15 protein-coding genes are annotated in these 14,078 nt (G+C 62.4%); 8 read left to right on the top strand and 7 right to left on the bottom strand.

All coding sequences use genetic code 11. From position 1 onward, the window contains the following. The coding region (locus tag GJ631_RS07910) for a hypothetical protein (protein ID WP_156708628.1) at nt 1-287 on the top strand (287 nt) is incomplete at its 5' end. Between the two features lie 145 nt (nt 288-432). On the opposite strand, the gene GJ631_RS07905 is transcribed toward GJ631_RS07910, so the two are convergent. Both GJ631_RS07905 and GJ631_RS07900 read right to left on the bottom strand, forming a co-directional pair. Next, complete coding sequence (locus GJ631_RS07905; protein WP_156708627.1) at nt 433-1,320, bottom strand: hypothetical protein; 888 nt, start codon at nt 1,318-1,320, stop codon at nt 433-435. Nucleotides 1,321-1,696: 376 nt separating this feature from the next. Further along, on the bottom strand, nt 1,697-2,254 hold the full coding sequence (locus GJ631_RS07900) for a carboxymuconolactone decarboxylase family protein (RefSeq protein WP_156708626.1): 558 nt from the start codon (nt 2,252-2,254) through the stop codon (nt 1,697-1,699). Nucleotides 2,255-2,380: 126 nt separating this feature from the next. On the opposite strand from GJ631_RS07900, the gene GJ631_RS07895 reads away from it, so the two are divergent. Continuing rightward, nucleotides 2,381-3,781 carry an NAD(P)/FAD-dependent oxidoreductase gene (locus GJ631_RS07895; protein ID WP_156708625.1) on the top strand — a complete coding sequence of 467 codons (1,401 nt, stop codon included), beginning with the start codon at nt 2,381-2,383 and terminating at the stop codon, nt 3,779-3,781. Nucleotides 3,782-3,987: 206 nt separating this feature from the next. Here the strand turns inward: GJ631_RS07895 and GJ631_RS07890 are convergent, their stop codons facing one another. Continuing rightward, on the bottom strand, nt 3,988-4,752 hold the full coding sequence (locus tag GJ631_RS07890; protein WP_156708624.1) for a pirin family protein: 765 nt from the start codon (nt 4,750-4,752) through the stop codon (nt 3,988-3,990). 121 nt (nt 4,753-4,873) lie between these two features. Between GJ631_RS07890 and GJ631_RS07885 the strand changes: the two genes are divergently transcribed. Together GJ631_RS07885 and GJ631_RS07880 are read left to right on the top strand one after the other, a co-directional pair. Next, the gene (locus GJ631_RS07885; RefSeq protein ID WP_156708623.1) at nt 4,874-5,356 is read left to right on the top strand and encodes a dihydrofolate reductase; all 483 of its coding nucleotides are present in this window, start codon (nt 4,874-4,876) and stop codon (nt 5,354-5,356) included. Nucleotides 5,357-5,443: 87 nt separating this feature from the next. Further along, on the top strand, nt 5,444-6,331 hold the full coding sequence (locus GJ631_RS07880; RefSeq protein ID WP_156708622.1) for a mechanosensitive ion channel family protein: 888 nt from the start codon (nt 5,444-5,446) through the stop codon (nt 6,329-6,331). A 56-nt stretch (nt 6,332-6,387) separates the two neighbouring features. On the opposite strand, the gene GJ631_RS07875 is transcribed toward GJ631_RS07880, so the two are convergent. Continuing rightward, nucleotides 6,388-7,731 (bottom strand): alkaline phosphatase family protein, encoded by a 1,344-nt coding sequence (locus GJ631_RS07875; protein ID WP_156708621.1) that lies wholly within the window; start codon nt 7,729-7,731, stop codon nt 6,388-6,390. Nucleotides 7,732-8,194: 463 nt separating this feature from the next. Between GJ631_RS07875 and GJ631_RS07870 the strand changes: the two genes are divergently transcribed. Continuing rightward, nucleotides 8,195-9,235, top strand: a complete 1,041-nt coding sequence (locus GJ631_RS07870; RefSeq protein ID WP_197424911.1) for a PAS domain-containing sensor histidine kinase — start codon at nt 8,195-8,197, stop codon at nt 9,233-9,235. Nucleotides 9,236-9,272: 37 nt separating this feature from the next. Here GJ631_RS07870 and GJ631_RS07865 read toward each other — a convergent pair whose 3' ends face one another. Further along, nucleotides 9,273-9,806 carry an inorganic diphosphatase gene (locus GJ631_RS07865; protein WP_156708619.1) on the bottom strand — a complete coding sequence of 178 codons (534 nt, stop codon included), beginning with the start codon at nt 9,804-9,806 and terminating at the stop codon, nt 9,273-9,275. A 192-nt stretch (nt 9,807-9,998) separates the two neighbouring features. On the opposite strand from GJ631_RS07865, the gene GJ631_RS07860 reads away from it, so the two are divergent. Then, on the top strand, nt 9,999-10,358 hold the full coding sequence (locus GJ631_RS07860) for a PadR family transcriptional regulator (RefSeq protein ID WP_156708618.1): 360 nt from the start codon (nt 9,999-10,001) through the stop codon (nt 10,356-10,358). A gap of 15 nt (nt 10,359-10,373) precedes the next feature. On the opposite strand, the gene GJ631_RS07855 is transcribed toward GJ631_RS07860, so the two are convergent. Beyond that, the gene (locus GJ631_RS07855) at nt 10,374-10,955 is read right to left on the bottom strand and encodes a rnhA operon protein (protein ID WP_156708617.1); all 582 of its coding nucleotides are present in this window, start codon (nt 10,953-10,955) and stop codon (nt 10,374-10,376) included. Further along, the gene (rnhA, locus tag GJ631_RS07850) at nt 10,948-11,538 is read right to left on the bottom strand and encodes a ribonuclease HI (protein WP_156708616.1); all 591 of its coding nucleotides are present in this window, start codon (nt 11,536-11,538) and stop codon (nt 10,948-10,950) included. Before rnhA ends, GJ631_RS07855 begins: the two co-directional genes overlap by 8 nt. A 161-nt stretch (nt 11,539-11,699) precedes the next feature. On the opposite strand from rnhA, the gene GJ631_RS07845 reads away from it, so the two are divergent. Continuing rightward, on the top strand, nt 11,700-12,665 hold the full coding sequence (locus GJ631_RS07845; RefSeq protein ID WP_156708615.1) for a transcription initiation factor IIB family protein: 966 nt from the start codon (nt 11,700-11,702) through the stop codon (nt 12,663-12,665). Nucleotides 12,666-12,743: 78 nt separating this feature from the next. Next, the gene (locus tag GJ631_RS07840) at nt 12,744-14,030 is read left to right on the top strand and encodes a PQQ-binding-like beta-propeller repeat protein (RefSeq protein WP_156708614.1); all 1,287 of its coding nucleotides are present in this window, start codon (nt 12,744-12,746) and stop codon (nt 14,028-14,030) included. Nucleotides 14,031-14,078: the final 48 nt, after the last annotated feature.

The following is a 14,078-nucleotide window of genomic DNA, read 5'->3' as shown; positions in this document are numbered from 1 at the left end:
CAAGCGTCATCTATCAGGACGACAGTTCCGTCGGCTTCGAGAAGCGCGAGGGCATCGAGGACACCGACTCGAACGACATCCCCGACCGCGCCCCCGACGAACGCGATGGACCTCGTCCGGGAGTTCTACTGATTACGATGCCAGAATGCGCTACCTGTGGCGACCACGTTTCGGTTCGGTTCACACGTGTCTTCGGCGACGATGAGGGAGTAGTATACGCCTGCCCTAGCTGCTCAACCAATGCGGGTATCGGAGAAGCGACTCGAGAGCGGAACGAGTACATCTAAATTTAGCGATATAGTAGTATAATTCGGTGCTGGCCGTCCCAACGCATAGTTCGTGGTGGTCGGGTGAACCGCCTCGGGGACAAGCCCCGAGGCACTCGCCTTGCTTATCTGTAGAGTCACTTCCGAGCGAAGGAGGTGAGATTACTCACGCGTCCGGAGAGACGACCACGGTCGCTGTGTATACTACATCATCAGTCTGGTAGGTATGGACGACGATCGCGCTATCGATGGCGTAGGTCGCTCGCGGCGACCCCGTCTCGGCGTGGTACTGTCCGTCGTCGACTCGAGCCGACGTGAGAACGGTGAGGTCGTAGTCGCCGCGTCCGTTCGTGCCGTTTTCGTAGGCCAGCGTGTACGGTTGGGCCACGCCGGTTCCAACTTCGAGGCCCGGACAGTCGGCACCGTCGACCGTTCCCGCCACGAGGTCGAGTTGCGCCGTCGGCCCGCTGGTGCGACAGGTGGCGACGTTGCCGTCGCCGTCCGTGACGGTGAGTACGATTTCGCCGGTTCCGCTGTCCTTCGTCACCGCCAGCTCCCAACTCGTTCCGTTCTGCGCGCGGATTCGGAACGGCTGGCTGCCACCAGTTTCGACGAGGGCGTCGTCGTGGACCTCCATCCGATACGTCGAAACGGTTTCGACGCCGCCGGCAAGCGTCCAGTTTCCGGCCCCAGTGGCGTTCGCGAACCGATGGGATTCGTTTTCGTGGACGACTTCCGTCCGGTTCAGAATCGAGTTGACCGACAGCGAACTGTATGCTCCACGCTTCGTTTTCCCGGCCACGACGGCTTGATTCCACTCCCCCACGTTGGTGGTGAAGTTCTCGCCGAGGGTTCGATGACTCGCGTTGTGGTTTCGATTGACGTACGCGATGTGTTCGCCAATCGTCTCGACGGCGTGTTGGTTAGCTTGGATGGCATCCTGGGTGCTGTCGTCTTTCTGTACCGCGAGGCTTTCGGTGTATATCGCCGCGTTCACAATCATCGCGAGGCCGACGAACAGAACGGCCAACAGGAGCGCGGCGAGTACCAGCAACTGCCCGCGGTCGTTTCTCTCGGCTCCGTCGCGACACCTCCTCGGAATCACGGCTGGCGTCTCGCGGTCGGTTCTCTGTTGGTTATCGACCGACTGCTGGAGACGATAGCTTCGCCGGCCTCTGTTATTTCCCGTCGTGAGTGAGCTGTCTCCGTTCCGATTTCGGCGCTCATTGACGGTGGGTACTTTCTTCCCGGGCTAACCGCTCGTGGCTATTCTGAAAGGGTGGCTTCGACGGCGAGGCTAGCTATTGGATAACAACAGGGCGCGGGCCGCGAACGTGAACATAAGCGGACAGGGCAGTATCTGCGCTCAACTACACGAAGCCCGAAACGGCGCCGATAACAGCCGGTCGGGTTGATTTTCCGTCTGGGCGCTACTCGAACAGTTCCGAGACCGTCTCGTCGTCTGGAATCCAGCCGACGAACTCGCCGCCTTCGAAGGGGAGGTCCACGGAGGCGATGTAGTTGCACAGCCCCACGTAGAAATCCACCAGCAGGCCGAGCGCAACGATTTCGCCGGGCGGATAGTGACGAGTCAGGGCATCGTGAATCTGGTCGGTGACCGTTCCCGACTCGACGGCACGGGCGTACTGAAGCAGGACGAACTCGGCGTCGTCGAACACCGAGAGGTCGCCGCCCCCGATTGCCTGCATCTCCTCGATTGTGACGCCCTTCTCGCGGGCGATGTCGACGTGTTGATGCCACTCGTAGCGGGCGCCACGAGCCCTCGCGACGGTCAGGATGACGAGTTCCTTCCGGCGCTGGCCGAGCTGGTCGTACAGCACGTTCAGATACTCCAGCGTCGCCTGGAGAACCTCCGGGTTGTGTGCCCACGCCCGGAAGATGTGGCGGTCGCCGAGGTACTCGTCGGTGAACAGGTGGTGATACTCCTCTGGGATGTCGTCTATCTCGAGTAGCGGGAGTCGGGACATGTGTTCGTACGTATCGACCGGGTAGAATCGTGGCTCTTGTGGGCGTGTGCACGCCGTGTGGGCGTTCGAGTATCGGTCATCTGTCGCCCCCGAACCGTTATGCTGGCTCCGAACGCCGGTTTCGGTATGAGTACACACGTCGTAATCGTCGGTGCCTACGGGAGTGCCGGTGTCGCGGCGGCCCAGCGATTGGCCGATGAGTCCGACGTCCGGTTGACGCTCGTCGACGACGGCGAACCGGGCGGCGGGCTCTGTATCCTCCGGGGCTGTATGCCCTCGAAGGAGGTGCTGTCGGCCGCCGAACACCGGTTCGCTGCCCGGCACGACGACCGACTGTCGGGGCCACTGCCCGACGTCGACCTCGAGGCGACCGTCGAACGCAAGAACGAACACACCTCGAACTTCGCCGCCCACCGTCGAGCCGCCGTCGAACGGCTCGCCAAACGCGAACACGTCGAGTTCATCCACGGGACGGCACGGTTCGTCGACGACCACCGACTCGCCGTCGGGGACCGAACGCTCGACCCCGATTACGTCGTCATCGCGACCGGTTCCTCGGTCACCATCCCCGACCTTCCGGGCATCGACGACGTGCCAGTTCGGACGAGCGCCGACGTGCTGGACGCCACGGAGTTCGGCGACTCGGGCGTCGTCATGGGGTTCGGCTACATCGGGATGGAACTCGTCCCGTATCTCAGCGAGGCGGCAGGGATGGACCTCACCGTCATCGAACACGACGCCCGCCCACTCGACGAGGGCGACGACCCCTTCGGTGATGTCCTGCTGGAGTACTATCGGGAGGCGTTCGACATCGACGTGCTCACGCACACCGACGAAAAACGCGTCGAAGCGACCGGCGACGGCGGTGTTCGAATGTACGTCGACCGAGAGGGGACCGAGGAGGTCATCGAAGCCGACCAGCTGTTTGCCTTCACCGGTCGCCGTCCGACGCTGGACCGACTCGGATTCGAAGAAACCGCTATCGAGACCGGTCCCGAGTGGGTCGAGAACACGATGCAGACGCGGGACGACCCCCGCGTGTTCGTCGCTGGCGACGCCAACGGCAAGGAGCCCATCCTCCACGTCGCCAAAGAGCAGGGACATCTCACCGCCGAGAACATCCGGCGGCACCGTGACGGCGAGCCACTGCGTGCCTACGAGAACGTCCACCACCACGTCGTCTTCTCCGGGCTCGGCGTCCTCCCGTACGCTCGGGTGGGCCACTCCGCCGAAGCGGCCGACGACGCGGGCGTAGACCACCTCGTCGTCACGCGCGAGACCGCGAGCGACGGCGTCTTCAAGACCAAGAACGTTCCCGAGGGACTGGCCCGGCTCGTCGTCGGTACCGACGGCACCGTGTTGGGTTTTCAGGGGCTGCACTACCACGCCGACGCGATGGCGAAGACGATGCAACTGGCCGTCGAGATGGAACTGGACGTCAGGGAGATACCTGACCGAGCGTACCATCCGACGACGCCCGAAATCCTCGATGGACTCGTTCGGGCGGCAGCCGACGAACTCGACTGACGGGCTTCTTTGTGAGGCAGGTAGAATAGGGTTGATAACGGTTGACAACGTAGGAATAGTATGGAAAATTCGACAGAACACGACGAAGAACACGTCTGTGAGGCCTGCGGAAAGGCCTTCGAATCGGAAGATGAACTAGAACAGCACGTCCACGAGGTCGGGCTCGTCGAGTAGGTTCTCGTCTTCCAGCGAGTCGAATCGCCGTCTCAGCGGCCGATGGTCCCCTGACGGGTGATGGGGGCGTCGGGATTGACCGTAAACGCGACGATAGTGGACTCCTCGGTTGCGGTGACGGACACCTCGCTCTCCTCGGTCACGAGTGCGCTCTCGGTGTACCCGACGGATTCTTCCTCGATATCGACCGCACCCTCGAACACGTAACAGTAGGTATCCCACCCCGGCTGGGAGGGGAGCGTGGTCGTACCGTCGGCCTCCAGCCGGCAGTCATAGCAGTGGACGTCGTTGCGGACGGACAGCGGCGCAGCACTCCCTTCGGGGCCGAACAGGTGCCGCCACTCGTTGGGCGTCGAATCGGGAATCGGCTCGTGTTGGATGCCGGGTTCGAGGTCGAGGCTGTGGGGCCGGACGAATATCTGGAGCATCCGCAACGGCGGGTCATCCGCGAGCGTCTCCTCGGCGTGCCAGAAGCCGCTGCCGGCGTTCATCACCATCAGGTGGTCGGCGTCCGTGACGAGTTCGTTGCCCTTGCGGTCGTCGTGGCGCATCACGCCGTCGGGCACCCAGGAGATGATTTCCTCGTTGCGGTGCTGGTGCATCCGGATGAGCGTCCCCGGGTCCATGAACGACTCGACGACCGTCGCGAGCGGCCCGTAGCCGTGGTCGTCGTGCCCCGGTACGGCCCGGCCGGGGAAATTGAAGTGAATCCTGAACTTGCCCTGATTTCGGGAGACCTCCGTTCGTGGAGCAGTGTAGATACCTGACTGGGTCTGTGACGAAGCGGAGTCTTCCATTCGCTCCTTGTAGGTCCTCCGGCGCTATATGGGTTCTGTGAACCACTCGACCGAACCACCGTCTCACGACTACACTTCCCCGATAAGAGGGTTTTCAACGGAGCCGAACGAACTCTAACTCATGGAACTCATCTCAGTCGCGGCGGTCGCGGACAACGGCGTCATCGGCCGGAACGGCGAGTTACCGTGGCCGAGCGTTCCGGCCGACAAACGACAGTACCGAAACCGAATCGCGGACTGGCCCGTCATCCTCGGCCGGCGAACGTTCGATTCGATGCGCGATGACCTTCCGGGGCGGGTACAGGTCGTGTTGAGCCGGTCGGTGTCCGACTACGATATCGAGTCGGCACACCACGCATCGGGCGTCGACGAGGCAATCGAAACCGTCGAATCGCTCGGGGACGACCGGGCCTACGTCATCGGTGGGGCGGGTATCTACGCCCTGTTCCAACCGGTCGTCGACCGGATGTTACTCAGCCGGATTCCGGGTGAATACGACGGCGACGCGTACTTCCCGGAGTGGGATACCGACGAGTGGACCGTCGTCGACCGCACTCCCTACGACGACTTCACCCTCGAGGACTGGGTTCGAGAGCGGCGCTAACGAGGGGGCTCCTAGCAACTAGAGAGACATCCGATTTGTCCGCGGCCGGCGGTTGGGATTTTTGTTCACACGCCGCAACCATGCAGCATGATTAGCCAACTCACCGCCCCGAGATGGGTGACCGACATCTTCTCGGCCTACAATCAGGTCTTGGCGGAACTGTTCTGGTTCGTCGTCGGTTTCGTTGTCGTCTATTTTCTCGGCCGGGTCGCTCTCGTTCCGGTCGCCATCCGAATCGTCAAATCGCGCAATCGCAACAACCCCACTATCGAGACGGCGACCGAGACGTACCTCCGGGTCATCATAATCGGATTCGCGACGCTGACGGGCATCATCGCGGCCGGCTACGGACGGGTACTTTCGGAGTCGGCGGTCATCATCGCAGCCCTCACGTTCGCTCTCGGTATCGCCGGCCAACAGGTGTTTGGGTCGCTCATCAGCGGGATGTTCCTGGTCGCCGACCCGGATTTCAACGTCGGCGACTGGATAGAGTGGCCGGGCGGCAAGGGCACTATCGAGGCAGTCGACTTCCGCGTCACTCGGGTTCGAACGCCGAACAACGAGTCCATCTCCGTTCCGAACACGGAGCTGACGACCAATTCGATTACTCGCCCCTACGGGCGTGACCGGTTTCGGATTACCGAGGAGGTGTACGTCGCCTACGACGAGGACACCGAACGGGCCCTGATGGAACTCAAGCAAATCGCCAGCGACCACGAACCGATTCACGACGACCCGCCGCCGAACGCACGCATCCTCGACCTCGGCAAGAACGAAGTCACCGTACAAGCCGAATTTTGGGTCGAAGACCCGATGAACAGCGACATTCTGACGGTTCGCTCCGACTTCCGGCGACTCGTGAAACGTCGCTTCGACGAGGAAGGCATTACGCTCGCCCCGCCGTCCGCACAGTCGCTCTCCGGGGAAGTTACGGTGTCCGAGCGCGGAGGCGACCCCATCTCGAACGGCGAGTGAGACGTGCCGATATCAAATCGGGTCGGTCCGTTTCGACGCTGTAGACGGTGTCGGAGTTACACCAAACTCGCGCCGTCGAACTCGCCGCGGTCGACGTCCATGTCGAGCAGGTCGAGAATCGTCGGGGCGATGTCGTAGAGGTCGGCGTCTTTAATCGTGGCGTCGTCGTCGTCGACGAACAGACACGCGTTGTCGAAACTGTGCATGCCGTTGCGGGGGCCGATGTCGAACACCGTATCGCCGCTGCGGAAGCCGGATTTGAGGTCGAAGCCGTGGTTCGGGATGACAACGAGGTCCGGCGCGATGTCGGCGTGTTCGCCGCGGAAGGCCTTCTCCTTGGTGACGACGCGGTCTGCGACCTTTCGGCCCTCGGGGCCTTCGAGTGCTTCGAGTTCGGCTTTCAGTTCCCTTCGGACTTCCTCGTACTCCTCCTCGGGGACGGAGCCACGGGGCTCCCGACCCTCGAGGTTGATGTAGAAGCGACCGGGGATGAGCGAGTAGGCCTTCGTGTCGTCGGCGATGTCGTCGAGGCTGTCGTGGTCGTCGTCTTCGTAGGAGAGCCAGCCGTTCTCCTCCAGCCAGACGTTGCACTTGACCTCGTGGTCGAGTTGGGTAAAGCCGTGGTCGGAGGCGACGACCATCGTCGTCTCGTCGTCGAGCATCTCGCGCAGTTCGCCGAGGTAGTGGTCGACTTTCTCGTAGAACTCGAGGAACTCCTCTTTGTACTCGCCGTCCTGTGTGTAGTGTTTGAACAGGAAGTGGTTCACTCGGTCGGTCGTCATGAAGACGCCGAAGAAGAGGTTCCAGTCGTCCTGCTGGACGTAGTGTTTGAACGCCTCGAAGCGGGCGTCGAGCGTCTCGTGGGCGTCCTCGATGAACTCGGATTTGTCCTCGTCGTGACCGAGTTTGGCGTTCACGTCGATTTTGTAATCGAGGCCCTCCAGCGTCTCACGGAGTTCGTCGGGGTAGGCTGCCTTCTCGACGCCGGGCGAGAGGAAGCCACTGACCATCCGCTGGGCGTCGCGGTCCGGCGGGAACGTTACGGGCACGTTCATCACCGTCGCCTCCCGGCCGGCGTCGGTGACGCGTGACCACAGACGGGTGGCCTGTACGTCCCGACCCATCGGCACGTAGGTGTCGTAACTTCCGACCTCGCGGTCCTGGAAGCCGTAGACGCCGGTTCCCCCCGGATTGACGCCGGTGGTCAACGCGGGCCAGCAGGCGCTGGACTCCGGTGGGACGATGGAGTCGATTGCACCGCCCGCCCCCTCGCTCGCCATCGCCGTGAGGTTCGGAAACGTCTCCTCGTTGTCGGCGATTAGACTGTACGGAACGCCGTCGATACCGAAGAAAGCGACTCGCGGACCCTCGCCACCGCGAAGCCGGTCGAACAGTCCCATAGAGGCGTGTGGGGCAGGCGCCTACAAGAACTTTCGTTTCGACCGGCAAAACCGGCGGCGCTCCCCGAAAGCGGCAAGAATCGCTCCCGCTACGCGTCGTCGTCGCGGTCGCCGTCCTCGGCGGCCGGCTCGAAGTTCTCCGGTACGACCGTCATGTGACGGATGCCCATCGGTTCACGGGGTTCGGCGCTCATGCTCGAAGGTACTTCTCGAACGCACAAGTATCATTCCATAAGCATACCGTATCACCCTGATTCGACGTATGCATAAGGGGAATATAGTGGGCGAAAAACGACGTACTGGGTGCTGATATGTCCGAATTACCCTGTCGCATGTTATGGTTTTGTGAATGCACATTACGAATCGTAGATGGGTTTCCAGCGGGTTGGTTGTGCGCTCGGTGTGCTACGGAACCACGCGGAAACGACAGACTCTATCCCGTCGAGTACGTACCGCTGGGAAGGTGAACCTTCGCGACGACTCGATTGGCTCGGAAGCGTTCTACCGAACGCTCGTCGAGAACGCTTCCGAGGGGATGTTGACAATCGACGCCGATAGCCGCATCGTGTATGCGAACCCGGCTATAGAGCGGATTCTCGGCTACTCGCCGGCGGAACTCGTCGGGAGTTCGAAGATGAAGATTATCCCCGAGCGCCTTCGCCCGGCCCACGCCGCCGCGCTGCAGTCCTACATCGAGACCGGCGAGAAGAACATCGACTGGAACGGCATCGAGTTGCCGGCGCTCCACAAGGACGGCCACGAGGTACCGACGCTGATTAGCCTCCGTGAACACGAACACGACGGGGAGCGGTATTTTACGGGCATCGTCCGGGACATAAGCGAGCGGCGCAACCGCGAGAAGTCGCTCGAAGAGCAGAACGAACGGCTCGACGAGTTCGCAGACATACTCTCTCACGACATCAGGAGTCCGCTGTCGGTCGCCCGCGGGTACACGGAGTTGGCCCACGAGAAGTCCGACGCTCCCGAACTCGAACAGGCGCTGGCGGCACTGGACCGCATCGACGACCTCATCGACGACATCCTGACGTACTCGCGGGAGGGTGGCTTCGTCGACGAGGCCGAGCCGTTTCGACTCGACGACGCCGTCCGGGCGGAGTGGAGTCTCACGGCCGCCGAGGATGCCGACCTCCGTGTCGAGGACATCGGCCGGATCGAGGCAAACGAGAGCCGGGTCCGGGAACTCCTCGGCAATCTGTTCCGAAACGCTGTGACCCACGGTGGCCCGGACGTGACCGTTCGGGTCGGTTCGCTACCGGACGGCTTCTACGTCGAAGACGACGGCCCCGGAATTCCGGCGGCCGACCGGGAGACGGTGTTCGAGTACGGGTACACGACACGCGAAGGTGGGTCGGGCTACGGGCTCTCCATCGTCAAGCAAATCGCCAACGAACACGGGTGGAACGTCCGCGTCGTCGAGGGGTCCGATGGCGGTGCGCGATTCGAGTTCACCGGCGTCGACCCCATCTCGCGAGCCGACCGCTGACGGACGCGCTACTCAAAAGAACAGCTGTACTGACGGCCTAGCCGAAGTGCTCTTCGTAGAGGTTCTGGGCGTGTTCGATGGCGTCGTAGGCCGCTTGCTTGTCCTCCCAGCCCAGCGTCTCGACTTCCTTGCCCTCTTCGAGGTTCTTGTACGTCGCGAAGAACTCGTCAATCTCGTCGAGTTGCTGTTGGGGGATGTCCTCGAGGTCCTCGATGTGGTCGTATCGGGGGTCCTCGCTGGGGACGGCGATGACCTTGTCGTCCTGTTCGCCGTCGTCGTCCATCTTCATCAGGGCGACGGGGCGAGCCTCGATGACACAGCCCGGGAACGTCTGGTCTTCGACCAACACGAGCACGTCGAAGGGGTCCTCGTCGTCGTAGTACGACTGCGGGATGAACCCGTAGTCCGACGGATAGTGGACGTTCGAGTGCAGGACGCGGTCCAACACGACGCCGGGGATGTCCTTGTCGTACTCGTATTTGTTGCGCTCGCCCTTCAGACACTCCACGACGGCGTAAATCTCCTCGGGCGCGTTCGGTCCCGTTTCGAGGTCTTCCCACAGGTTTGCCATACCGTGGCTCCTCACCTGCCCCGCAAAGAGCTTTCGACACGCGTCCGAGGAGCTCCGCTGCAGCGGCCGGCGGGTCGAAGACTGTCACTCTCGTTGACTCGAAATCGGCCGATTATATTTAAAAAGCAAGATATACACGGCTCTCAAAGATGTTTGATAACTGTTAAGTGGGTTGACAATGTACCCCTATACATGTCAGAGGCCCAAACAGCCGCGACCGACCCAGGCGTGGCCCCCGACCTGACCGCGTTCCAGCAGAACATCCTCACCATCCTCGCCGAGGAGCCCCGCTACGGGCTCGCCATCAAGCGGGAACTGGAGACGTACTACGGCAGCGAAGTGAACCACGGTCGACTGTATCCCAACCTCGACGACCTCGTCGAGATGGGACTCGTCGAGAAGAGCGAACTCGACAAGCGAACCAACGAGTACGCCCTCACCGACGAGGGTCTCGACGCTGTCTTCGACCAGCTCGCGTGGACGTTCTCGAAGGTCGTCACCGACGGCGACCGCGCCGACCGCGTCCGCGACCTCGTCGCACAGTTCGAGTAAAAAAACGTCGACTTTTCACCGCGAGTGGGCCACGTCGAAAATCATGTCGAGCGACTGCTCGAGACGCGCCCGCTGTTCGTCGCTCGGCCACGCGTTCCGCGGAAAGTACTCCGTCCGGAACTCCTCGCGTTCGGCCTCGGTTGCGGCCTCGATTCGCTTGGCGTAGTGGTTACTCATGAAATCGGCGAACGCCGCGGCGGTTTCACCGTGGGGGTCGCCGTGTTCATCCCGGACTGCCTCGACGACCGCTCGGTTGTGAGCGTCGACGGCCTCGTAATCGCCGCCGTCGCCGGTTCCAGAGAGGGTAATTTCGACGGCGCGGTCGGTGTCGTCGATGCGGTCGACCTGTACCACGCCGTCCTCGGTCCACTCCGCGGGGTGACAGACGAGCGTCTCGCCGTCGTCGTCCTCGCGGACGCGAGCGGTGTAATCGTACTCTTCGAGCAACGCCCGGCGGTCGCTCCGGTAGGCCTCCCGTTCGGCGGGGTCGACCGCATCTCGCATCAGTCGCGTCAGCCGCTCGGCGCGGTCGACGACGCCCTCTGGTAGTTCCGTCGTCGGTTCCTCGGTGTCCGTGTTCGCGTCGCTGTCAGCCATCGAGTGCCTCGTTTGCTAGTTCGTCGGCGCGACTGTTTATCTCCCGCGGAACGTGGTCGATGGACCACTCCTCGAAGCGCTCCAACAACTCCCGGACCCGGACCCGCTTTTCCCGAAGCGTCGGGTCGTTGGTGTCCCACTCCCCGCGGACCTGCTTGACGATGAGTTGGGAGTCGCCCCGGACGACGACCTCGTCGAAGCCGAAGTCGGCGGCGACCTCCAGAGCACGAATCAGCGCCCCGTATTCGGCCTGATTGTTGGTCATCCGACCCATCCGCTCGCTGCCCTCGGTGGCGATGCCGTCGCTGGTAACGATGACCCAGCCGGCGGCGGCGGGCCCCGGATTCCCCCTGCTGGCGCCGTCGAAGTACACGTGTGCGCGTCCTCCACCGCCCTCGATGAGACCGACCAATCGGGCGGATTCGTTGCCCTGAACGACGACTTTCCCCTCGTAGGCGACGGCCGTCGCGCCGCCGTGGCTGGCCCGCCACAGTTCGTGGTCGGTGTTGCCCGCTTCGACCCGGACGCCTGCGGATTCGAGGCGTTCGCGGGCAGTCGCGGGGTCGCAGTCGATGACCGGCATTCGTTGGAGCGTTCCCGACTCGGGATTTATCGCTTCCGATATCCGGACGCCGCCGAGAACGGAACCAACGGACTGCGGTGGGGTGGCGTCGGATTCGTGTTCGATATTCCGAGGTTTTGGCGAGAGTTTAAGTGGGAAGCTTGTTTGACTATAAAAACGCGATGACACGGCCCACCCGTCAACGGGAACGCGACAGCGAGCGTGAGGGGGAGACGACCGACACCGAAACGGGGACGGTGTGTCCGGAGTGTTCCTCGGATAACATCGTCAAGGATGCCGACAGGGGAGAGATGGTCTGTGACGACTGTGGGCTTGTCGTTGAGGAAGACCACATCGACCCCGGCCCGGAGTGGCGGGCGTTCAACCACTCCGAGCGACAGGAGAAATCCCGTGTCGGCGCACCGACGACCCAGACGATGCACGACAAGGGGTTGACCACCACCATCGACTGGAAGGACAAAGACGCCTACGGCCGCTCGATTTCCTCGAAGAAACGCTCCCAGATGCACCGCCTCCGGAAGTGGCAGGAGCGCATCCGAACCAAGGACGCCGGCGAGCGCAACCTCCAGTTCGCGCTGTCGGAAGTCGACCGCATGGCGTCGGCACTGGGCGTCCCCCGTTCCGTTCGGGAAGTCGCCTCCGTCATCTATCGGCGCGCACTCGACGACGACCTCATCCGCGGCCGCTCCATCGAGGGCGTCTCGACGGCCGCGCTGTACGCCGCCTGCCGCAAGGAGGGCATCCCGCGCTCGCTGGAGGAAATCAGCGAGGTTTCCCGCGTCGAACGCAAGGAAATCGGCCGCACCTACCGCTATATCTCACAGGAACTCGGCCTCGAGATGGAACCCGTCGACCCCAAGAAGTACGTCCCCCGCTTCTGCTCGGAGTTGGAGTTGAGCGAGGAAGTCCAAAACAAGGCCCACGACATCATCGAGAAGACTGCCGAGAAGGGCCTCCTCTCCGGAAAATCGCCGACCGGCTACGCCGCCGCCGCCATCTACGCCGCTTCGCTGTTGTGTAACGAAAAGAAGACCCAACGCGAAGTCGCCGACGTGGCACAGGTGACCGAAGTCACCATCCGGAACCGGTATCAGGAGCAAATCGAAGCGATGGGGATTCACAGTTAATCAGTCTGACAATCCACTCTCACGCACTCCCAACGCATCGGTAGAAAGCATTTTACGCTTCGTCTTATCTGTGAAAATATGCCCTCCCGACGCGCATATCTCGGTAGTCTCATCGCGGGCGGCTTCGTCGGTCTCGCCGGGTGTTCCGATGCCGGTTCCGTCTCCGGGAACTGGCCCCGAACCGGCTACGATGATGGTAACACCAGCGACGTAACACACTGGGACGGTCCGGGAGCAACGCTCGGGGAAGCGTGGCGAACGGAAATTCCAGACGGTGGCTACCATTCAACGCCCGCTGTCGCCGACGGGAACCTGTATCTCGGCTACGGGAGCGGGCGAGGTGCGGGTTCACCCGCTGAAGTCGGCATCAGAGTTCTTGACGCAGCGACGGGCGAGATGATTCGTGACATCCCCGTCTCGACGTATCGCGGCGACCGATTGAGTGAAACGCTGTACCGCGACTCTATCGTGGCTTCGGACGGTGCGGTGTACGTACTTTCGTTCGACGGCGTGTATAGCTACGAACCCGACGGTGAGGAGCGCTGGTACTGCAGTATCGACGGGTCGCCAAATAGGACGAATCAACGGGCAGGACACCCGGTTGTCGTCGACGGCGTGGTGTATGCGCCGACGGCGAGTGTCACTGAGGCGACCGATGGCGTGGAGGGACTCTTAGCAATCGACGACGACTCTGGGGACGTATTGTGGCGGTACGAGGTTCCCAGTGATGCAGACCAAGGGTGGACGTTCTCTGCAGCGTTCGCTGACGAACTTGTGTACGTCTCTATTCTTGACCAAGGGGTCGTCGCAATAAATGCGACAGCCGGGGACGTGGAGTGGCGCCGGAACGCCCCCGTATACGGCCCCCCAACGGTCGTGGACGGACGATTGTTCGCTTCACTGCACTTCGGAGCCGAGTCGGGTATCGTCGGAGTAGACGCTAAAACGGGAGATGAACTGTGGTTCAGGGAAGGTCCGGGAGAGCGGCTCAACCGTGAAATCGCCGCCGCGAACGGCAACATCTACTGCCGGGAGCAGTTACACGATGTTGTCTGCCGAGACGGAGAGAGCGGCGAAGAGCGTTGGCGGTACTCCGAAGCTGAATCAGTCTCGGTCGGTCGCCCGGTTGTGACTGACAACGCACTCTACGTCGGTGCCGACCTCGGCGGTGACCGAGACGCTGGTGTTCTCTGCTTAGACCCCGAGACTGGTGACCGAATCGGCTTCATCGGACTGTCAACGAATGCTGGGATACGCGGGATGCTCGCGGCGTCGGCGGAGCGACTGTTCCTGAACGCGTCCAATGGCTTGGTGTTCGGTCTCGATGCCTGCTCCGTCGATGTTGGCGGTCACTGTCTGTATTGACGAGCCGGCCGACCCGTCCCCGAACGGTCTTTACCCTCGCCGACCCAA

This window comes from Natronomonas sp. CBA1123, from assembly GCF_009741925.1.
GTDB lineage: Archaea > Halobacteriota > Halobacteria > Halobacteriales > Haloarculaceae > Natronomonas.
The sequence above is the reverse complement of the archived record's forward strand: the minus strand, read 5'-3'. Positions and strand labels throughout refer to the sequence as shown.

What these genes read in the sequence shown, in the direction of transcription:
- GJ631_RS07895 (WP_156708625.1), top strand. Translation starts at nt 2,381, where the DNA reads ATGAGTACACACGTCGTAATCGTCGGTGCCTACGGGAGTGCCGGTGTC.
- GJ631_RS07865 (WP_156708619.1), bottom strand. Translation starts at nt 9,806, where the DNA reads ATGGCAAACCTGTGGGAAGACCTCGAAACGGGACCGAACGCGCCCGAG.
- GJ631_RS07880 (WP_156708622.1), top strand. Translation starts at nt 5,444, where the DNA reads ATGATTAGCCAACTCACCGCCCCGAGATGGGTGACCGACATCTTCTCG.
- GJ631_RS07860 (WP_156708618.1), top strand. Translation starts at nt 9,999, where the DNA reads ATGTCAGAGGCCCAAACAGCCGCGACCGACCCAGGCGTGGCCCCCGAC.
- GJ631_RS07855 (WP_156708617.1), bottom strand. Translation starts at nt 10,955, where the DNA reads ATGGCTGACAGCGACGCGAACACGGACACCGAGGAACCGACGACGGAA.
- GJ631_RS07875 (WP_156708621.1), bottom strand. Translation starts at nt 7,731, where the DNA reads ATGGGACTGTTCGACCGGCTTCGCGGTGGCGAGGGTCCGCGAGTCGCT.
- GJ631_RS07845 (WP_156708615.1), top strand. Translation starts at nt 11,700, where the DNA reads ATGACACGGCCCACCCGTCAACGGGAACGCGACAGCGAGCGTGAGGGG.
- GJ631_RS07900 (WP_156708626.1), bottom strand. Translation starts at nt 2,254, where the DNA reads ATGTCCCGACTCCCGCTACTCGAGATAGACGACATCCCAGAGGAGTAT.
- rnhA (WP_156708616.1), bottom strand. Translation starts at nt 11,538, where the DNA reads ATGCCGGTCATCGACTGCGACCCCGCGACTGCCCGCGAACGCCTCGAA.
- GJ631_RS07885 (WP_156708623.1), top strand. Translation starts at nt 4,874, where the DNA reads ATGGAACTCATCTCAGTCGCGGCGGTCGCGGACAACGGCGTCATCGGC.
- GJ631_RS07840 (WP_156708614.1), top strand. Translation starts at nt 12,744, where the DNA reads ATGCCCTCCCGACGCGCATATCTCGGTAGTCTCATCGCGGGCGGCTTC.
- GJ631_RS07890 (WP_156708624.1), bottom strand. Translation starts at nt 4,752, where the DNA reads ATGGAAGACTCCGCTTCGTCACAGACCCAGTCAGGTATCTACACTGCT.